Origin of the sequence: Nocardia amamiensis (assembly GCF_015477605.1) — a bacterium.
In the GTDB taxonomy this organism is placed as follows: domain Bacteria; phylum Actinomycetota; class Actinomycetes; order Mycobacteriales; family Mycobacteriaceae; genus Nocardia; species Nocardia amamiensis_A.
Genome location: NZ_JADLQX010000004.1, coordinates 95,127 through 112,961, shown reverse-complemented (window position 1 = coordinate 112,961; position 17,835 = coordinate 95,127). Strand labels below are relative to the sequence as shown.

The following is a 17,835-nucleotide window of genomic DNA, read 5'->3' as shown; positions in this document are numbered from 1 at the left end:
CTACTACATTCGGTCGTTGGCCGGCTCAGTGGAAGCGGAACAGCCGGGTCGCGAGGACACCGCACACCGTGCCCCACGCCGCGAGCACGGACAAGCCGAACCAGTCGAGGCTGTTGCGCATCGCGTCCTCCAAAGCGACCGCCAGTGCGCCGGAGGGCACCAGCCGGGCCAGCACGCTGACCGCGGTCGGCAGGTCGTCGCGGGCGAACACGATGCTGGAAATGCCGAGCATGACGAACCACAGGATGTTCGCCAGCGCGAGCACCACCTCGGCCTTGAGGGTGCCGCCGAGCAGCAGGCCCATCGCCGCGAAGGTGGCGGTGCCGAGCGCGATCACGGCGGCGCCCAGCAGCAGCCCGGCGGGTTCGGGGCGCCAGCCCAGCGCGACGCCGATGAGGCCGAGCAGGCCTGCCTGCAGCACCACGACGATGAGCACCGCCGCGCTCTTGCCCGCGATAACGCCCCAGCGCGGCAACGCCGTCGCGCCGAGCCGCTTGAGCGCCCCGTAGCGACGGTCGAAGCCGACCGCGATGGCCTGACCGGTGAACGCGGTGGACATCACCGCCACCATCATGACCGCCGGCACGATGGTGTCCACCCGGTGCGTGCCCAGGTCGCCGAACGGCAGCAGGCTCAAGCCGACCAGCAGCGTGATCGGGATGAACATGGTCAGCAGCAGCTGTTCGCCGTTGCGCAGCAACAGGATCAGCTCGAGCCGGGTCTGCGCGAGCATCATCGCGGCGCGCGAACTCGGGCGCGGGGCGGGGGTGAAGGTGCCGGGCGCGAAGCGGTTGGCGGTCGAATCGTGCGTGCTCATCCGCGCAAATCCCGTCCGGTCAGTTCCAGGAAGACGTCCTCGAGACGGCGCTGATCGATCCGTATGTCGGTGGCCAGCACGTCCATTCGCGCGCACCACGCGGTGACGGTCGCGAGCACCTGCGGAGTGATCTCGCCCTCCACCAGATACGTGCCCGGCGCGGTCTCCCTGGGCGCGAAGCCTTCCGGCAGCGCCGCCTTCAGCAGGTCCAAATTCAGTTTGGCCGGCGCGCAGAACCGCAGCTGCCCGGCTGCTCCGTGCGCCGTGACCTCGGCCGGGGTGCCGGAGGCCACGATGCGGCCGTGATCGATGATCACCAGCTGGTCGGCGAGCTGCTCGGCCTCGTCCATCATGTGCGTGGTCAGCACCACGGTGACGCCGTCCCGGCGAAGGGCGTCGATCAGCTCCCAGACCATCAGCCTGGCCTGGGCATCCAGACCCGCGGTCGGCTCGTCCAAAAAGACGATCTCCGGCTTGCCCACCAGGGCGCAGGCCAGCGCGAGGCGCTGCTGCTGGCCGCCGGAGAGACGGCGGTAGGGCGTGCGCCGGTTGTCCTGCAGACCGAGCGTGCGCAGCAGCCAGTCGGGATCGAGCGGATCGGCGGAGTAGGCGGCCACCAAGTCGAGCATCTCGCCCGCTCGCGCACCCGGATACGCGCCGCCGCCTTGCAGCATGACGCCGATACGGGGACGAAGCCGTTCCGAATCGGCGACCGGGTCCAAGCCGAGCACCCGCACCACGCCCGCGTCCGGCGCGGCGAACCCCTCGCACATCTCCACCGTCGTGGTCTTGCCCGCCCCGTTCGGTCCGAGCAGCGCGAGCACCTGCGCCGGTTCGACGTCGAACGTCAAGCCGTCCACCGCCGTCGTCTCGCCGTAACGCTTTACGACACCGTCGACGCTGACGGCGGGTCCGGAACTTACGGTCACGACTCCGCCTCGTTCGCGCTCGGCTGCGTCGCGCCGGTAGGTGCTGTGTTGCAGGGTCCCTCGCTGCGCTCCGTCACGACTCCGCCTCGCCGGCGCTCGGCTGCGTCGCGCCCGTTGGTGCTGTGTCAATGGTTCCCTCGCCGCGCTGGGTCACGATCTCACACCGTAAGCAGTGGGCACCTGTGACGGAGCCGACACCCCCGTCTGCCCACGCCAGGGCAGCGCGTTGCGCGTGATCACGATGAACAGCACCCCGACGATCAGGGTGGCGATGGCGGCGCCCACGATCTGGAACACCTCGAGGTTGGCGCCGCGCGGCATCAGGATCACGCTCACGACCGCCGAGAACGCCACCGCCGGAACGCGGAACACCGGCCGGGTGGCCCACGCTGCCATCGGCACGATCGCCCACAGCAGATACCACGGCTGCACGACCGGGAACAGCAGCACGATGGCGCCCAGCGCCACGCCGAGCGCGCCCACCGCGTGCAGCCGCCCCGTTCCGGTGGCCACCAGCATGCGCACGGTGAAGAAGGCCGCGACCAGCGCCGCGATCGGGCGGGTGATGCTCAGCAGCGCGGTGGTGTGGTCGCCGAGTCCGAGCAGCACGCCGCCGAATCCGGTGATGATGCCGAGCACGGTCGGCAGCGACATCCAGCTGCGCACCACGCTGGCCGTGTTGAGGGTGTAGATCCAGCCGAAGCCGAGCCCACTGACCGAACTGATGAAAAGAGTTGTGCCGATGGCGATCGCGCCCAGCATGGCGGCCGCGATGGCGACGGTGCGCAGTGTGGCGCCCCAGCGCCGGGCCAGCGCCATTCCGACGAAGCCGAGCGCGATGATCGAGGTGAACTTGATCGTCGAGGAGAGCGTGATGATGACCGCGCCGCTGATCAGCCAAGCGTAGGCGCGGCCGTCGAACGGGTGGGTGTCCTCGATCGCGCGCAGACAGAGCTCGAGTCCGGCCAGCATCAGCCCGAGCATGAGCGCGTCGTTGTGCACGCCGCCGACCAGATGGAACAGCACCAGCGGGTTCGCCGCGCCGAGCCACAGCGCGCTCACCGGCGCGACGCCGCAGCGCACCGACAGCCGCGGCAGCGCCCAGACGATCAGCGCGACACCACCGAGCGCCAGCAGCCGGTGCACCCAGACGCCCGCGATGATGTTGTCGCCGGTGAGTTCGGCGATTCCGCGACCGATCCAGAGGAATAGCGGCCCGTAGGGCGCGGGAGTATCACGCCAAATTGTCGGAACGTTGTTGGTGAGGACGTTGTCGATCCCCAACCCAGCGACCGGCCCCTCCTCATAGGGATCGATGCCGCGCGCGGCGATCTCGCTCTGCGCCAGATAGGAGTACACGTCGTTGCTGAACAGCGGTGGCGCCACGCTGAGCGGGATGATCCACAGCAACAGCGTGCGATCCAGTTGCGAGCGGGTCAGCCGGTGGACGGGGGAGCCGCCGATGCCGCCCACCGCGAACCGCCCCAGCAGCAGCCAGGCCAGCACCACCACGACGGTGCCGGTCATGCACATGGCCAGCGAGCCGGTGTGCGCGCGGGCGAAGATGCCGAGCACGCGGACGCCGGAGGTCGGGTTCTGGTGCACCGGCTGCGCGCCGATGCCGAGCGCGCTGATCGCCATCAGCACCGTGCCCGTCGCGCCCATCAGGCGGATCCGGTCCAGCTGCGCCAGCTCTTTGCGATCGAGACCCGGCACTTCCGATTCGTCCCGATGCAGCACCGCGATCGTGTGATCGGGCGTGGGCACGTCGAGTCCGAGTGCCCGGCGCCCGAACGCCAGTGTCCTGCGCCGCGCGCCCTCCAGTACCGCCACGAGACGAAGCCTAGTTCGGGTGGCGGTCGCCCACCGCGAACGGGCACCGCTCGTTCCGATCGGACCCCTCCCGTTCGCGGGGCACAATCGACGCATGGTTTCGGAGTCCAGACGGCGGATCGAGGTCGCCGCGTGCGGGCTGCTGGCGCGGCACGGGTATCACGGGTTCGGGCTGAAAGCGTTGAGTGAAGCGGCCGAACTGCCGTACGGCTCGATCTACCACCACTTCCCCGGCGGTAAGGAGGAGATCGCGGTCGCCGCGATCACCGGCACCGGGATGTTGACCGGCCGGATGATCCGGCAGGCTCCGAACGACGTGTTCGCCACCATGGCGACGCTGTTCGAATTCATGGTCGCCAAGCTGGCGGACTCGGACTGGACCGACGGGTGCCCGATCGGCACGCCCGCGCTGGACGGCGGCAGCGACGTCGACGCGGTGCGCTCGGCCTGTGTGACCGCTTTCGACACCATGGAGCACGCCTTCGCCGGGCTGCTCACCGAACTCGGCCTAGGCGGGGAGGACGCCGCGGCGTTGGCCACCACCGTCGTTGCCGCCTACGAAGGCGCCACGATTCTGGCCCGGATCAGGCAGTCGGACGCGCCGTTGCGGACCGTCGCGGATTCCATGGAGCGGCTGATCCGGTCGACGTTCGCCGCGAGCGTCGCCGGGTCGCCGCCAGGCGATGCGCCGGTCCCTGGGGCGCGCGCGGGCCGGGAAATGCCTTTCGAACAGGATGATTCGGCGTAAAGCCTTGACTAGAAAGAACGTTCTAGCGACACTCGGACGATGAAGCGTCTGATGCTCACCGGTCCCGGCGAACTGCGCTGGGAAGAACATCCGGAACCTGAACTGAGCGGGCCCGGCCAGGCACTGGTACGGCCGGTCGCACTGGCCACCTGCGACATCGACCCCGCCGTCCTACGTGGGGCGTTCCCGCTGCCCGGGCCGTACCCGTTCGGGCACGAGGGCGTCGCCGAGGTGGTCGCGGTCGGGCCGGAGGTCCGCAGCGTCGCCGTGGGCGATCGGGTAGTCGTGCCCTTCCAGATTTCCTGCGGCAGTTGCCGGTCGTGCGCGCGAGGACGAACCGGCAACTGCCGCAGCCATCCGCCGCTGTCCACCTTCGGGCTGGGCGCCATGGGCGGGCTGGACTGGGGCGGGTTGTGGGCCGACCTGGCCCTGGTGCCACACGCCGACGCCATGCTGGTGCCGCTACCGTCCGGCGTCGATCCGGTCGCCGTGGCCAGCGCCAGCGACAACATCCCGGATGCCTATCGCTCCGTCGGGCCGCAACTCGCCGCCGATCCGGGTGCCGAGGTCCTGGTGATCGGCGGCCCCGCCGCCCCCTCCATCGGCCTGTACGCCGCCGGGCTCGCGGTCGCCCTCGGCTCCGCTCGTGTCGTCTATCTCGACGACTCCGCGGAGCGGTTGGAGATCGCGAACTCGCTCGGCGCGGAGGCGATCGAGGGGCCGCGGGAGGCTCGTGTCGGCCGGTTCCCGATCATCGTGGAGGCGGCGGGCGGGGCGAAGGCGCTGCGCGCGGCGATCGACGCGACCGCCTACGACGGCTGGTGCACCAGCGTCAGCGTCCAATTGCAGGACGTCGCCCTGCCGATCCTCGATATGTACACCCGCTGCTGCACTTTCCACACCGGCCGCGCACACGTCCGTCCGGTCATTCCGGCGGTCCTCGATCTGGTAGCCGCGGGCCGCTTCGATCCGGCGCTCGTCACGACCGCCACGGTCGCGTGGGACGAATCCGTGGACGCGCTTTTGGAGACGCCGATGAAGCTGGTCGCCGTGCGGTGAACGCCGCTTGTGACCAATCGCACTCCATGCGCTCGGCACCGCGCCGGACACCATGCCGGTCGCGCTCGCCCTTGGCGAGGACCTGTCGGTGGTCGCCGACCGGTCTTGTTCAGCAGTGCCTATCCCCAGGTCAGCCGGGGGTATGCGGGTATAGGTGGCGGGTAGGCGGCCCTCCCGTGGGGACGCGCGGCGCGGCGGAATTCGCGCAGGTCACTCGGGTAGTGAACTCAGGGCACCCTTATTAGATTTCGGGAACGAATTCCGCCACACTGATGTTGTGAAAACCGTGGGTTTGCGGAGAGAAGACGCGCGAACCGGTCGCAGGGCCGGCGCCGGGTCGACTGCTGCGCCCGCGACGGTCGGCGGCGAGGGACATACCCGGGCGGCCATCGTCCAGTTGCTGCTGGAGGAAGGGCCGATCACCGCGACCGCCATCGGGAACCGGCTGGGCCTGGCCCCGGCAGGCGTGCGCAGGCACCTGGACGCCCTGATCGAGTCCGGTCAGGCACGAGCCGGCCGATCGGCGCCGTGGCAGCAGAAGGGTCGCGGTCGACCGGCCAAGCAATACCAGCTCACCGCGGCGGGCCGAGGCAAACTGGGCCACGCCTACGACGATCTGGCCGGAGCGGCCATGCGGCAGCTCGGCAAGATCGGCGGCGAACAGGCCATCACCGAGTTCGCCCGCCAGCGGGCACGCACTATCGTGGCCGGGATCGAACCGGTCGCGGAGCACACTCCGGAGCAGACCGAGGCCAAGGCCGAGGAGATCGCCGATGCGTTCACCGACGCCGGTTTCGCCGCCACCACCCGCAAGGTGGGCGCGGGCGTGCAGATCTGCCAGCACCACTGCCCGGTCTCGCACGTCGCCGAGGAGTTCCCGCAGTTGTGCGCGGCCGAACTCGAGGCGTTCCGCGAGTTGCTCGGCACGCATGTGCAGCGGCTGGCGACGATCGCCAACGGCGACTGCGCGTGCACCACGCACGTGCCGCTGGTGGTGCCACCGGTAGCCCACACCACAACGTCAGCACAAACCGCTGCACAGCCCGCAGCGGTACGAACGAACGACTCCGGAAGGAGTGCCGAATGACGACGACCACCGACCAGGTGCAACCGCTCACCCAGGAAGAGGCCATCGCCTCGCTGGGTAAATACGGTTACGGCTGGGCCGATTCGGATGTGGCCGGCGCCAGCGCGCAACGAGGTCTGTCCGAGGCGGTTGTCCGCGACATCTCGGCGAAGAAGAACGAGCCGGTATGGATGCTCGAGCAGCGGCTCAAGGCGCTGCGCATCTTCGATCGCAAGCCGATGCCGATGTGGGGCTCCAACCTCGAGGGCATCGACTTCGACAACATCAAATACTTCGTGCGCTCCACCGAGAAGCAGGCCGCGTCCTGGGACGAGCTGCCGGAGGACATCAAGAACACCTACGACAAGCTGGGCATCCCGGAGGCGGAGAAACAGCGGCTGGTCGCCGGTGTTGCGGCCCAGTACGAGTCCGAGGTCGTCTACCACCAGATCCGCGAGGACCTGGAGGCCCAGGGCGTGATCTTCCTGGACACCGACACCGGCCTCAAGGAGCACCCGGAGATCTTCCGGCAGTACTTCGGCTCGGTGATCCCGGCGGGTGACAACAAGTTCTCGGCGCTGAACACCGCGGTGTGGTCGGGTGGCTCGTTCATCTACGTGCCCCCGGGCGTGCACGTCGACATCCCGCTGCAGGCCTACTTCCGGATCAACACCGAGAACATGGGCCAGTTCGAGCGGACGCTGATCATCGTGGACGAGGGCGCCTACGTGCACTACGTCGAGGGCTGCACCGCGCCGATCTACAAGTCGGACTCGCTGCACTCCGCGGTGGTGGAGATCATCGTGAAGAAGGGCGGCCGCTGCCGCTACACCACCATCCAGAACTGGTCGAACAACGTCTACAACCTGGTCACCAAGCGGGCCAAGGCGGAGGCGGGCGCGACCATGGAGTGGATCGACGGCAACATCGGCTCCAAGGTCACCATGAAGTACCCCGCGGTCTGGATGACCGGCGAGTACGCCAAGGGCGAGGTGCTCTCGGTGGCCTTCGCCGGTGAAGGCCAGCACCAGGACACCGGCGCGAAGATGCTGCACCTGGCCCCGCACACCTCCTCGACCATCGTGTCGAAGTCGGTGGCGCGCGGCGGCGGCCGGGCCTCCTACCGCGGCCTGGTGCAGGTGAACAAGGGCGCGCACGGCTCGAAGTCCACGGTGAAGTGCGACGCGCTGCTGGTCGACACGATCAGCCGCTCCGACACCTACCCCTACGTCGACATCCGCGAGGACGACGTGACGATGGGCCACGAGGCGACCGTCTCCAAGGTCTCGGAGGACCAGCTGTTCTACCTGATGAGCCGCGGCCTCACCGAGGACGAGGCGATGGCCATGGTGGTGCGCGGCTTCGTCGAGCCGATCGCCAAGGAACTGCCCATGGAATACGCGCTCGAGCTCAACCGCCTGATCGAACTGCAGATGGAAGGAGCCGTCGGCTGATGGCCGTCGAGAACGTTGCCGAAGCCGCTGAGGCTCGTACCCCTGCGATCAACAAGGGCGAGGTCTTCACCTCGTTCGACGTGAACGCCTTCGAGGTGCCCTCCGCCAAGGACGAGGCGTGGCGGTTCACGCCGCTGCGCCGCCTGCGCGGACTGCAGGACGGCACCGCGGTCCGCGACGGCCGCGCGACGGTCGAGGTCGCGGCGGTCGACGGCGTGACGGTGGAGACGGTCGACCGCGCCGACGCCCGGCTCGGTCAGGGTGGCGTACCTTCGGATCGCGTTGCCGCGCAAGCCTATTCGGGCTTCGAGCAGGCCACGATCGTATCCGTCGGCAAAGAGGCCGAGATCGCCGAGCCGGTGACCGTCACGATCACCGGTCCCGGCGAGGGCAAGACCGCCTACGGGCACCTGCAGATCCGCTTGGACCGCTTCGCCAATGCCACCGTGGTCATCGACCAGCGCGGCAGCGGAACGTACGCCGAGAACGTTGAATTCGTGCTCGGCGACTCCGCCAGGCTGACCGTCGTGGCCGTGCAGGACTGGGCCGACGACGCCGTCCACGTCACCGCGCACCACGCCCAGCTCGGCCGCGACGCCACCCTGCGGCACACCTCGGTCACCCTCGGCGGCGACCTGGTGCGTCTGACCGGGAACGTTCGCTACGCCGGCCCCGGCGGCGACGCGGAATTGCTCGGCCTCTACTTCGCCGACGCGGGCCAGCACTTCGAACAGCGCCTGCTGGTCGATCACGCGGTGCCGAACTGCAAGTCGAGGGTGCTGTACAAGGGTGCGCTGCAAGGCGACCCGGCTCTGTCCGATGGACGCTCCGCAAGCTCCGCGTCTGGGCCGAAGGGCGATGCCCGCACCGTGTGGGTGGGCGACGTGCTCATCCGCGCCGCGGCCGAGGGCACCGATACCTTCGAGGTGAACCGCAACCTGGTGCTCACCGACGGGGCCAGGGCCGACTCGGTGCCGAACCTGGAGATCGAGACCGGCGAGATCGTCGGTGCCGGACACGCGTCCGCCACCGGCCGGTTCGACGACGAGCAGCTGTTCTACCTGCGCGCCCGCGGCATCCCGGAGGACGCCGCTCGCCGTCTGGTGGTGCGTGGGTTCTTCCACGAGATCATCCAGAAGATCGCGGTACCCGAGGTCCGGGAGCGGCTGGAGGCGGCCATCGAGGCCGAGCTCGCCGCTATCGGTGCATGACGAACCAGACCTTCTACAACTAAGGAATTCGAATTCGATGACCACCCTGGAAATCAAGGACCTGCACGTCGAGGTCGCCAACCCCGACGAGACCGGCGAGCCCATCAAGATCCTCAAGGGCGTGAACCTCACGGTGAACTCCGGTGAGACGCACGCGATCATGGGCCCGAACGGCTCCGGCAAGTCGACGCTGTCCTATGCGATCGCCGGTCACCCGAAGTACACGGTGACCTCCGGCTCGATCACCCTCGACGGCGAAGACGTGCTGGAGATGTCGGTCGACGAGCGCGCGCGTGCGGGCCTGTTCCTCGCCATGCAGTACCCGGTCGAGGTTCCCGGCGTCTCGATGTCGAACTTCCTGCGCACCGCCGCCACCGCCGTCCGCGGTGAGGCCCCCAAGCTGCGCCATTGGGTCAAGGAGGTGAAGGAGTCGATGAGCGAGCTGGAGATCGACGCCGCCTTCGCCGACCGCAGCGTGAACGAGGGCTTCTCCGGCGGTGAGAAGAAGCGCCACGAGATCCTGCAGCTGGGCCTGCTCAAGCCGAGGATCGCGATCCTGGACGAGACCGACTCCGGCCTCGACGTGGACGCGCTGCGCATCGTCTCCGAGGGCGTCAACCGCTACAAGGAGCGTGAGCACGGCGGCATCCTGCTGATCACGCATTACACCCGGATCCTCCGCTACATCCAGCCGCAGTTCGTGCACGTCTTCGTCGGCGGCCGCATCGTCGCCGAGGGCGGTGCCGAACTCGCCGAGGAACTCGACGCCAACGGCTACGTCCGTTTCACTCAGACCGCAACTGCTGGAGCCTGATATGACCGCGACGGTCCGCACCCTCGACGTCGCCCGCATCCGGGCCGACTTCCCGATCCTGAGCCGCACGGTCCGGGACGGGAAACCGTTGGTGTACCTGGACTCCGGCGCGACCGCGCAGCGGCCGATCGAGGTGCTCGAAGCCGAACGCGACTTCCTGATCACCAGCAATTCGGCGGTGCACCGCGGCGCCCATCAGCTGGCCGAGGAGGCGACCGACGCCTACGAGGGCGCGCGGGCCGATATCGCGCGGTTCGTCGGCGTCGACGCGGGCGAGATCGTGTTCACCAAGAACGCCACCGAGTCGCTGAACCTGGTGACGCACGCCTTCGGCGACAACCGGTTCCCGTACCACGTCGGGCCGGGCGACGAGATCGTCATCACCGAGCTGGAGCACCACGCGAATCTGGTGCCCTGGCAGGAGCTGGCGCGCCGCACCGGCGCGACACTGAAGTGGTACGGCGTCACCGACGACGGCCGCATCGACCTGGACTCGCTGGAATTGACGTCTGCCACGAAGGTGGTCGCGTTCACCCATCAGTCCAACGTCACCGGCGCCGTCGCCCCGGTCGCCGAATTGGTGCGCCGGGCGAAGAACGTAGGCGCGCTGGTGGTGCTGGACGCCTGCCAGTCGGTGCCGCACATGCCGGTGGATTTCCACGAGCTCGGCGTCGATTTCGCCGCGTTCTCCGGGCACAAGATGCTCGGCCCCTCCGGCGTCGGCGTGCTCTACGGCCGCCGCGCGCTGCTGGAGGAGACGCCGCCGTTCATCACCGGCGGGTCCATGATCGAGACGGTATTCATGGACCACAGCACCTACGCTCCGCCGCCGCAGCGGTTCGAGGCGGGCGTGCCGATGACCTCGCAGGTGGTCGGATTGGGTGCGGCCGTGCGGTATCTGGAAGAGATCGGCATGGAAGTCGTTGCGGCCCATGAGCACACGCTGGTCGGCGCGGCGCTGGAGGGGTTGGCCGGGATCGACGGCGTGCGGGTCGTGGGCCCGACCGAGAACATCGACCGCGGCGGCGCGGTGGCGTTCGTGGTCGACGGTATCCACGCTCACGACGTCGGGCAGATCTTGGACGACGAGGGCGTCGCGATCCGGGTGGGCCACCACTGTGCGTGGCCGCTGCACCGGCGCTTCGGCGTCGCCGCTACGGCCCGCGCCTCGTTCGCGGTCTACAACACTCTCGCAGAGGTGGACGCGCTGGTCGCCGCGGTGCGGAAGGCCCAGAGCTTCTTCGGAGTTGCATAAACCATGCGCATGGAGCAGATGTACCAGGAAGTGATCCTGGACCACTACAAGCACCCGCATCACCGCGGGCTGCGCGAGCCGTACGGCGCCGAGGTGCACCACGTGAACCCGACCTGCGGCGACGAGGTGACCCTGCGGGTTCAGCTGGACGACAACGGCGACGTCTCCGACGTCTCCTACGACGGGCAGGGCTGCTCGATCAGCCAGGCCGCCACCTCGATCCTCACCGATCAGGTCATCGGGCTCCCGGTGCAGCAGGCGCTGAAAGTGGTCGACTCCTACAGCGAGATGATCTCCAGCCGCGGCACCATCGATGGCGATGAGGACATGATCGGCGACGGCATCGCGCTGGCAGGCGTGTCGAAGTACCCGGCGCGGGTCAAATGCGCACTGCTGGGCTGGATGGCGTTCAAGGACGCGGTGGTCCGGATAACCTCCGCGGAAGAGACCAAGCGCGCGATGGGCAGCGCCCTGCCGAAGAATGGGGACCGTCATGAGTGAGACGACACCGGCGACCGAATCGGCCGAGCAGGTCGAGCTCTCGGCCGAGGAGATCAAGCACCTCGAGGATATCGAGGAGGCGATGCGCGACGTCGTCGACCCGGAACTCGGCATCAACGTCGTCGACCTGGGCTTGGTCTACGGGCTGCGCGTCGAGCAGGACAACGTCGCCGTTCTGGACATGACGCTGACCTCCGCGGCCTGCCCGCTCACCGACGTGATCGAGGACCAGTCGCGCAACGCGCTGGTGCGCAGCGGACTGGTGGAGGACCTGAAGATCAACTGGGTCTGGATGCCGCCGTGGGGCCCGGACAAGATCACCGATGACGGCCGCGAGCAGCTGCGCGCGCTCGGCTTCACGGTTTAGGCGTACCTCCACCTTCGCTTCGGCCGTGCGCGAGCTATGGACGGATTGCGTCCGGCAGCGCCCACTGTGCGTACCTCCGCCTTCGTCTAGCGTCGTTCTGCATCGTGTCCGGGTCGCAACGATCCGAGTCCGAATCGTGCGGCAGGCTTCTGGGATCGCCATGCGGCGGCGTGCTCGTCCCGCCATTGGACGGATCCGATAACAGCGGGAAAGATTGCGCTGGTTCCGATCCGGGGCACATCCGAAGAGAAAGACTGTTCGATGAGATTGATGGGTAAGGTCGGCTTTGCCGTCGCGGCGAGCAGCCTTGCGGTGGGGTCGGTGTTGGGCGCGGGGTCGGCGAACGCGGCGGGCTTGTACGCGGCGATCGCGATGAGCGGCGGCTCTTGGACGTACGGGGTGAGCACTGATGAGGCGGGTTTCGACGAGGCAAGGGCCGCGGCGCTCGCCAACTGTGGTGCCGCCGACTGCGAAGTGCTGACCTCGTGGGCGAACGGCTGCGGTGCGCTGGCCGAGAGCAACGAGGGTGTGGCCGCGGCGTCCGGTCCGAACCGGGCCGAGGCCGAGCGTGCCGCCTATCAGAAGCTCGCGGAGATCACCCCGACGGCGCAGCTGGCCAACGTCGGCTCCGCCAGCCTGAGCGGCGCGAAGATCGTCGAGGTCGTCTGCACGAGCAACGCCCGCTGATTCGACGGTGAGATTCCGGGCCCGGATCCCTGAGGGGTCCGGGCCCGTTCGCGTCGGTCGACCTGGGTTCACCTTCTCGTGAAAGCCGCTCGGCATGGAAGCCGTTGTGGCCCATGAGCACACGCTGGTCGGCGCGGCGCTGGAGGGTTGGCCTGGATCGACGGAGTGCTGGTCGTGGGCCCGACCGAGAACATCGACCGCGGTGGCGCGGTGGCGTTGATCCCTACCGCACAGCGTGGGAAGTCCTGGTGTTGGACATGGCAAGTGAGCGGGACGATGATCTGAGCCCTGAATCTGTCGGAGACGGGGAGGATCGTATGTCGGTGCCGCACAAGGCTGCCCTTGGTCTAGCGGTGGTGTCTGCCGCTACCTGCGCCATCGTTGGCAGTCCTGCGGGGCAGGCGCGCGCCGCCGGGGCTTACCACGGCGCGATTGCGCTTTCGTCGAGCACCGGCGCGATCGGGTCCGCGGTCAACTTCTCGGCCGCCGCCGCAGCCGAGACCGCTGCCCGCTCGCAGTGCGGTGTAAGCGACTGCCGGACGGTGGTGCAGTTCTGGAACGCCTGCGGCTCGGTCGTCCGTGGCGCCGATGGTCGCCACGGTTGGGCGTGGGCGATCACCCGGGCTGATGCCGAACGCCGGGCCATCGAGTTCCTCGGTCCCAGCGCACCGCCCTTCCCCGATCTCGGCAGCGCCGTGCCGCGCCCCGCCACTGTGCGCCTCACGGTATGCACGATGACCGCCGGATAGTTCAGCGGCTCGTCCGGCTGTTCGCTGATGGGTCGCTCAGATCGGTTTGTTGCGGGCGATGCCGCCGACTTGGCCGGTGATCGCGTTACGGCAGTGTTTCCTGATGGTTGCTGCAAAGTTGCTATCGATCATGGCGGTGGGTGTGAGAATGAGTCCGGTCACGCGAGTTCGTCCCAGTCGCAATCCACTACTTTCCTGGAAGGGAGTTCGGTAATGGCAGCACAGGACATGGCTACCGAAGGCAGGACGATGTCGGAGGGCCGGCGTGAGGAGATGGCGGACATCCGCGGGGAGGTGGAGTTGCTGCGGATGCGGTTGGACGAGGCGCGGCAGGAGGCGCAGAGCGCCCGGCAGTATGCGATGCAAGCCAGTGGATTGGCGCGGCAAGCCCAGGCGCAGGCTCGTCAGGTGCAGCATCAGGCGCAGATCGCGCAGCAGGACGCCAGCCAGGCCAACCAGCAAGCCCAGCAGGCCAAGCAGCAGGCTATTCAGGCGGGCAACCAAGCCCAGCAGGCCCAAAGCGAGGCCGACCGGGCCCAGAACCACGCCCAGCAGGCCCAAGGGGAGGCCAATCAGTCTCAGCAGCGCGCGGTCTCCGCGGCCGATCAGGCCGATCAGGCCACACAGCTGGCGCAGCAGGCCGAGGACCAGGCCAGCCGGGCTCAGGATAGGTCCAACCAGTGGGAGATGCAGCTGCATCAGATCCGCCAGCAGGCCCGCCAGATGCAGGGTCGCTGACCGGTCGAGCGGATACCGAGTGAATACGGCGCCGACGAACCGGCGCGCCGGAAACCCGGTGCGTTCGGTTCGCCGGTCCGGGAGAGGTGGGTGGCGATGAGTGATCAGACCCCGCCTCCCCCGGCGGAGGAGCCGGAGGTCGATGTCGAAGTGGTGGTGCCCGAGGCGCTGAGCGCCGGGGTATATGCGAATGGATTCACCTGCTGGTACAACCGAACTGATTTCACCGTGGACTTCTTGGTCTACCTCCCGGCCGAACCCGGTTCGGTCAAAGGCGACGGGCCGGTGATGCGGCAGCCCGTGCAGGTCGTATCCCGGGTGAAGTTCCCGCCCGCGTTGATCTTCCGGTTGATGCAGACGCTCAACGATGCGATGAGCAACTACGAGCGCCAGTTCGGGCACATCACCCACCTCGGCGACGAACCGTCGAACTGATTACACGTCAGGAGTAACCCGCGATGGTCACTTGGTCCGGCCCGGTCATCCTGGTCGCCTGTGCGCTCGACCGCTCGGTCATGCCGGACCCGGCAGTGCGGTATCGGCCCGAACCGATCACCGGGCGCCGCTACCAGCCCGTCAGCGTCGCTCCGCGACCGGCGCCCACGTCCAAGCCCATCGTGTCCGGGAGGGCCGCGGGCAGCGTCGGGTGAGGCCGGGATAGGCGATCGGCGCGGTCCCCGGCTCGCACGCTCCGGCCAGGCGCGGACATCCGGCGAAACCCGTGCGGTCCGGCGGCGGAAGTGGACATGATGCGGGAGTGGACGAGATGACGTATCTGCGGTCGAGACAGGCACTGCACGCGACGGCGGAGTTGCTGATAGCGGGGCCGCAATACCGGGAGTTCGGCACTATCCGGCTACGTGCCGTGCACGGGGGATTCGGGGGTGTGCGGTGGCCGTTCTCGGTTGTCGGCGCCGAGTTGGTGTGGCCCGAGGGGCGGATCCGGTTGGAGGGCACCTACCGCGACGTGGCGCGTGTGGCCGGCTTCGAACCGGGAGCGCCGGAGGGTTCCTATTCGGACACCACCGGTGTCGATCTCGACGCCGCGATCGAGCTGGACGCGTCGGCAGCGGGGCTGATCGAGGAGTGGTTCGCGGTGGGGGACAGGGCGTTACGCTGCCTGGCACCCGATGTGACTCCGGTGCTGTGGCCCGAGCATTTCGATCTGGCGAGCACACTGGACGAGGTGAACTACGGCGTCTCGCCGGGCGACGACGCGCATCCGGGACCGTACGCCTATGTCGGACCGTGGAGCCCGCGCAGCGGCGATTTCTGGAACGCGCCGTTCGGCGCGCTGCGTCCACGCGACAAGGTGAACACCGTGGCCGCGCTGCTGCAATTCTTCGAGGACGGCCGGAAACGCGCGGCCCAGGGCTGACCCCGGGGTCCGGCCGCTCACCGAACGCAACCGGCGAAGATCAGGCGCCTTTGCGGGCGGCGGTCTTCTTGGCGGTCTTCTTCGCGGGCGCCTTCTTCGCTGTGCTCTTCGACGCCCCGCTCTTCGAGGCGGCGCTCTTTGCCCCGGAACTCTTGGCCGCCGTCTTCTTCGCCGCCTTCTTCGGTTCGGTCTTCGCCGCACCGTCGCCGCCGGCCGTCCGGCGTCCGCTGGCCTCCAGGCTGCGCTGCAGCGCGGCCACCAGGTCGACCACCTCGGCGTCCATCCCGGTCGGCACCATCTCCGGCTGCTCGGGCACCTTCCCGGTGCCGCTGGCGATCGCCTCGTCCAGCAGGCGTTTGAGCTCGATCTGGTATTCGTCGGTGAACTGGTCCGGATCGAAGTCGTCGGACATGGTCTCGACCAGCGTCTCGGCCATCTTGATCTCTTGCTGCTTCGGTTCCGCGACACCGTCGAGCGATTCGAAGTCCACCGAGCGCACCTCGTCCGGCCACAGCAGGGTCTGCAGCACCAGCACGCCGTCGCGCACGCGCAGTGCGGCGAGCCTGGTCTTCTGGCGCAGCGTGAAGTACACCAGCGCGGTGCGCTCGATCTCCTCGAGTGTCGTCGCGAGCAGCACATACGCCTTGGGTGTGCTGGAATCCGGTTCCAGGTAGTAGCTCTTGTCGAACAGGATCGGGTCGATCTGGTCGGACGGCACGAACTGCAGCACCGGGATCTCGTGCTTCTCCGCCACGGGCAGTTTCGCGAAGTCCTCGTCGGTCAGCACGACCTTGTCTCCATCCGGAGACTCATAGGCCTTATCGATATCGGTGAACGGGATGGACTGACCGCACACGGTGCATACGCGGTCGTATTTGATCCGGCCTCCATCCTTGGCATGGACCTGATGGAACCGGATGTCGTGGTCCTCGGTGGCGGTGTACACCTTCACCGGGACGTTCACCAGCCCGAATGCGATCGAGCCTTTCCAGATCGATCTCATGCCTCCATCATGGCCGAACCCGGGCGACCGCGCGACGGAACCGGAATCCCGAGTGTCGCGGCCGCGACACGCCGACGCAGCCGCCACGGCAACGCCGCGAAGAGGGTGCGCATCGCATTGACCGTGCCCGTCAAGTCGGTGCGGCCGGATAGATACGCGCGTTGCGCCGCCGGGGGCAGCTCGAAGAACGTGTCGAAGAACACCGGGAGATCAGCGGGGGGCATGGCCAGCAACGCCCGCAGTCCCGCTCCGCGAAGATGGTGGACGACCCGCGCGGCCGCCGGCCATACGTCCTGACCGGCCGCCATGGCATCGGCCGCGGCCAGCGCGGCGGCGACGCTGTATCCGGTCGCCGGATGCAGGAACCCTCCCGCCGCGCCGAACGTGTGCGGGCCCGGACGCCCGCCCTGCACAGGGAATCGGACATGCTCGACGGGTTCCGCACCAGTGAGCGGGATGCCCCTGGCACCCAGCCGGTGGTGCAGGCGCATGCGCAGCCGCGAACCCGCGAGGGCGGGACGACCGGCCAGGCAGGTCTCCTCCAGCAGCATCCGCTCGTCGTCCAGCGGGACGGCGTAGAGGAACGAGCGCATCTCGCCTGCCGCCGCGCCGTTATCGGCGCGCCAGTCCATGAACAGCGGGTCGAGGCCCGCGCAGCGCTCGGCGTCCACGATCACGCCATAGGCGGTCTGCTCGGCCCGCGCGGCGGAACGGGTGAGGCCGCGGGCGTCCACGACTCTGGCCGCCGCGAGTGACCGGCCCGAGGCGAGAGTCACCCGCTCGGGAGAGATCTCGACCGCGCGGTCGGCGATGATCCGTGCGCCGGACAAGGACAACGACGTCTGCAAACGCGCGGTGTCCAGCACTACGTAGCTGCGGTCGAGCTGATGCGCCCGAGTTCCCCATGCCATCGGCCGGGCCACTGTCGCGGCAATCGCCTCCGGCGCCAGCCAATGCGGCAGTTCATCGGCCCATGCCGCATACGTGGCCGTCCACCTGCGTTCCGGCGCGGGGTCCAGAGCGATGACCGTGAGCCCGCGCGCCGTAGCGCGGTGCGCAAGGGCCCGTCCGGCCGGGCCCAGACCACAGACGATCAGATCCGGCGTCACGCTACGTCCGCGGGGGTGCGCCTGCGTGCATCGTCTGTGCCTTTCGTTCGTTCGGTCCTCGATTGGTCGGAGCCTAGTAGCCCGGCTCGCCTCGACGGCGACATCGCCGTCGGCCCA

At 68.5% G+C, this 17,835-nt stretch carries 21 protein-coding genes; 15 read left to right on the top strand and 6 right to left on the bottom strand.

Features of this window, described 5'->3' with window-relative positions; translation table 11 throughout:
• Nucleotides 1-25 precede the first annotated feature (25 nt).
• From IU459_RS07065 to mptB, 3 genes are all read right to left on the bottom strand, one after another.
• Nucleotides 26-817, bottom strand: a complete 792-nt coding sequence (locus IU459_RS07065) for an ABC transporter permease (RefSeq protein WP_195128667.1) — start codon at nt 815-817, stop codon at nt 26-28.
• Nucleotides 814-1,746 (bottom strand): ABC transporter ATP-binding protein, encoded by a 933-nt coding sequence (locus tag IU459_RS07060; RefSeq protein WP_195128666.1) that lies wholly within the window; start codon nt 1,744-1,746, stop codon nt 814-816. The genes IU459_RS07065 and IU459_RS07060 overlap by 4 nt, the downstream gene beginning before the upstream one ends.
• Nucleotides 1,747-1,896: 150 nt before the next feature.
• Nucleotides 1,897-3,579, bottom strand: coding sequence for a polyprenol phosphomannose-dependent alpha 1,6 mannosyltransferase MptB (mptB, locus tag IU459_RS07055; RefSeq protein WP_324198778.1), 1,683 nt, complete (start codon nt 3,577-3,579; stop codon nt 1,897-1,899).
• A gap of 94 nt (nt 3,580-3,673) precedes the next feature.
• On the opposite strand from mptB, the gene IU459_RS07050 reads away from it, so the two are divergent.
• From IU459_RS07050 to IU459_RS07000, 11 genes are all read left to right on the top strand, one after another.
• Nucleotides 3,674-4,327, top strand: coding sequence for a TetR/AcrR family transcriptional regulator (locus tag IU459_RS07050; protein WP_195128664.1), 654 nt, complete (start codon nt 3,674-3,676; stop codon nt 4,325-4,327).
• Between the two features lie 39 nt (nt 4,328-4,366).
• Complete coding sequence (locus tag IU459_RS07045) at nt 4,367-5,386, top strand: zinc-dependent alcohol dehydrogenase (protein WP_195128663.1); 1,020 nt, start codon at nt 4,367-4,369, stop codon at nt 5,384-5,386.
• A gap of 277 nt (nt 5,387-5,663) precedes the next feature.
• On the top strand, nt 5,664-6,473 hold the full coding sequence (locus tag IU459_RS07040; RefSeq protein ID WP_324198777.1) for a helix-turn-helix transcriptional regulator: 810 nt from the start codon (nt 5,664-5,666) through the stop codon (nt 6,471-6,473).
• Nucleotides 6,470-7,906, top strand: a complete 1,437-nt coding sequence (sufB, locus tag IU459_RS07035) for a Fe-S cluster assembly protein SufB (protein ID WP_195128662.1) — start codon at nt 6,470-6,472, stop codon at nt 7,904-7,906. Before IU459_RS07040 ends, sufB begins: the two co-directional genes overlap by 4 nt.
• On the top strand, nt 7,906-9,117 hold the full coding sequence (gene sufD / locus IU459_RS07030) for a Fe-S cluster assembly protein SufD (RefSeq protein WP_195128661.1): 1,212 nt from the start codon (nt 7,906-7,908) through the stop codon (nt 9,115-9,117). Before sufB ends, sufD begins: the two co-directional genes overlap by 1 nt.
• A 37-nt stretch (nt 9,118-9,154) precedes the next feature.
• A complete protein-coding gene (gene sufC, locus IU459_RS07025; protein ID WP_195128660.1) occupies nt 9,155-9,931 on the top strand; it encodes a Fe-S cluster assembly ATPase SufC in 777 nt (258 codons plus the stop codon).
• Between the two features lies 1 nt (nt 9,932).
• Nucleotides 9,933-11,186 carry a cysteine desulfurase gene (locus IU459_RS07020; protein WP_195128659.1) on the top strand — a complete coding sequence of 418 codons (1,254 nt, stop codon included), beginning with the start codon at nt 9,933-9,935 and terminating at the stop codon, nt 11,184-11,186.
• Nucleotides 11,187-11,189: 3 nt separating this feature from the next.
• Nucleotides 11,190-11,687, top strand: a complete 498-nt coding sequence (gene sufU, locus IU459_RS07015; protein WP_195128658.1) for a Fe-S cluster assembly sulfur transfer protein SufU — start codon at nt 11,190-11,192, stop codon at nt 11,685-11,687.
• Nucleotides 11,680-12,054 carry a metal-sulfur cluster assembly factor gene (locus tag IU459_RS07010; RefSeq protein WP_195128657.1) on the top strand — a complete coding sequence of 125 codons (375 nt, stop codon included), beginning with the start codon at nt 11,680-11,682 and terminating at the stop codon, nt 12,052-12,054. The genes sufU and IU459_RS07010 overlap by 8 nt, the downstream gene beginning before the upstream one ends.
• Nucleotides 12,055-12,315: 261 nt before the next feature.
• On the top strand, nt 12,316-12,741 hold the full coding sequence (locus tag IU459_RS07005; protein ID WP_195128656.1) for a DUF4189 domain-containing protein: 426 nt from the start codon (nt 12,316-12,318) through the stop codon (nt 12,739-12,741).
• A gap of 317 nt (nt 12,742-13,058) precedes the next feature.
• Nucleotides 13,059-13,490, top strand: a complete 432-nt coding sequence (locus tag IU459_RS07000; RefSeq protein ID WP_195128655.1) for a DUF4189 domain-containing protein — start codon at nt 13,059-13,061, stop codon at nt 13,488-13,490.
• Nucleotides 13,491-13,526: 36 nt separating this feature from the next.
• On the opposite strand, the gene IU459_RS39290 is transcribed toward IU459_RS07000, so the two are convergent.
• Nucleotides 13,527-13,652 (bottom strand): hypothetical protein, encoded by a 126-nt coding sequence (locus tag IU459_RS39290; RefSeq protein ID WP_267469780.1) that lies wholly within the window; start codon nt 13,650-13,652, stop codon nt 13,527-13,529.
• Nucleotides 13,653-13,703: 51 nt separating this feature from the next.
• Here IU459_RS39290 and IU459_RS06995 point away from each other — a divergent pair, with 51 nt between their 5' ends.
• The 4 genes from IU459_RS06995 (at nt 13,704) to IU459_RS06980 (ending at nt 15,606) form a co-directional block, all read left to right on the top strand.
• Nucleotides 13,704-14,228, top strand: a complete 525-nt coding sequence (locus IU459_RS06995; RefSeq protein ID WP_195128654.1) for a hypothetical protein — start codon at nt 13,704-13,706, stop codon at nt 14,226-14,228.
• Nucleotides 14,229-14,324: 96 nt separating this feature from the next.
• Nucleotides 14,325-14,663 (top strand): DUF3467 domain-containing protein, encoded by a 339-nt coding sequence (locus tag IU459_RS06990; RefSeq protein ID WP_195128653.1) that lies wholly within the window; start codon nt 14,325-14,327, stop codon nt 14,661-14,663.
• A 23-nt stretch (nt 14,664-14,686) separates the two neighbouring features.
• Nucleotides 14,687-14,878 carry a hypothetical protein gene (locus IU459_RS06985; RefSeq protein ID WP_195128652.1) on the top strand — a complete coding sequence of 64 codons (192 nt, stop codon included), beginning with the start codon at nt 14,687-14,689 and terminating at the stop codon, nt 14,876-14,878.
• Between the two features lie 116 nt (nt 14,879-14,994).
• Nucleotides 14,995-15,606, top strand: a complete 612-nt coding sequence (locus IU459_RS06980) for a hypothetical protein (protein ID WP_195128859.1) — start codon at nt 14,995-14,997, stop codon at nt 15,604-15,606.
• Nucleotides 15,607-15,646: 40 nt separating this feature from the next.
• On the opposite strand, the gene ku is transcribed toward IU459_RS06980, so the two are convergent.
• Together ku and IU459_RS06970 are read right to left on the bottom strand one after the other, a co-directional pair.
• Nucleotides 15,647-16,609 carry a non-homologous end joining protein Ku gene (gene ku / locus IU459_RS06975; RefSeq protein WP_195128651.1) on the bottom strand — a complete coding sequence of 321 codons (963 nt, stop codon included), beginning with the start codon at nt 16,607-16,609 and terminating at the stop codon, nt 15,647-15,649.
• On the bottom strand, nt 16,606-17,718 hold the full coding sequence (locus tag IU459_RS06970) for a lycopene cyclase family protein (RefSeq protein WP_324198776.1): 1,113 nt from the start codon (nt 17,716-17,718) through the stop codon (nt 16,606-16,608). The genes ku and IU459_RS06970 overlap by 4 nt, the downstream gene beginning before the upstream one ends.
• Nucleotides 17,719-17,835 lie beyond the last annotated feature (117 nt).

Excerpts from the sequence above, each read along its gene's own strand:
- IU459_RS07065 (WP_195128667.1), bottom strand. The coding sequence starts at position 817 with ATGAGCACGCACGATTCGACCGCCAACCGCTTCGCGCCCGGCACCTTC.
- IU459_RS07050 (WP_195128664.1), top strand. The coding sequence starts at position 3,674 with ATGGTTTCGGAGTCCAGACGGCGGATCGAGGTCGCCGCGTGCGGGCTG.
- IU459_RS07045 (WP_195128663.1), top strand. The coding sequence starts at position 4,367 with ATGAAGCGTCTGATGCTCACCGGTCCCGGCGAACTGCGCTGGGAAGAA.
- sufB (WP_195128662.1), top strand. The coding sequence starts at position 6,470 with ATGACGACGACCACCGACCAGGTGCAACCGCTCACCCAGGAAGAGGCC.
- sufD (WP_195128661.1), top strand. The coding sequence starts at position 7,906 with ATGGCCGTCGAGAACGTTGCCGAAGCCGCTGAGGCTCGTACCCCTGCG.
- sufC (WP_195128660.1), top strand. The coding sequence starts at position 9,155 with ATGACCACCCTGGAAATCAAGGACCTGCACGTCGAGGTCGCCAACCCC.
- IU459_RS07020 (WP_195128659.1), top strand. The coding sequence starts at position 9,933 with ATGACCGCGACGGTCCGCACCCTCGACGTCGCCCGCATCCGGGCCGAC.
- sufU (WP_195128658.1), top strand. The coding sequence starts at position 11,190 with ATGCGCATGGAGCAGATGTACCAGGAAGTGATCCTGGACCACTACAAG.
- IU459_RS07010 (WP_195128657.1), top strand. The coding sequence starts at position 11,680 with ATGAGTGAGACGACACCGGCGACCGAATCGGCCGAGCAGGTCGAGCTC.
- IU459_RS07005 (WP_195128656.1), top strand. The coding sequence starts at position 12,316 with ATGAGATTGATGGGTAAGGTCGGCTTTGCCGTCGCGGCGAGCAGCCTT.
- IU459_RS07000 (WP_195128655.1), top strand. The coding sequence starts at position 13,059 with ATGTCGGTGCCGCACAAGGCTGCCCTTGGTCTAGCGGTGGTGTCTGCC.
- IU459_RS06995 (WP_195128654.1), top strand. The coding sequence starts at position 13,704 with ATGGCAGCACAGGACATGGCTACCGAAGGCAGGACGATGTCGGAGGGC.
- IU459_RS06990 (WP_195128653.1), top strand. The coding sequence starts at position 14,325 with ATGAGTGATCAGACCCCGCCTCCCCCGGCGGAGGAGCCGGAGGTCGAT.
- IU459_RS06985 (WP_195128652.1), top strand. The coding sequence starts at position 14,687 with ATGGTCACTTGGTCCGGCCCGGTCATCCTGGTCGCCTGTGCGCTCGAC.
- IU459_RS06980 (WP_195128859.1), top strand. The coding sequence starts at position 14,995 with ATGACGTATCTGCGGTCGAGACAGGCACTGCACGCGACGGCGGAGTTG.
- ku (WP_195128651.1), bottom strand. The coding sequence starts at position 16,609 with ATGAGATCGATCTGGAAAGGCTCGATCGCATTCGGGCTGGTGAACGTC.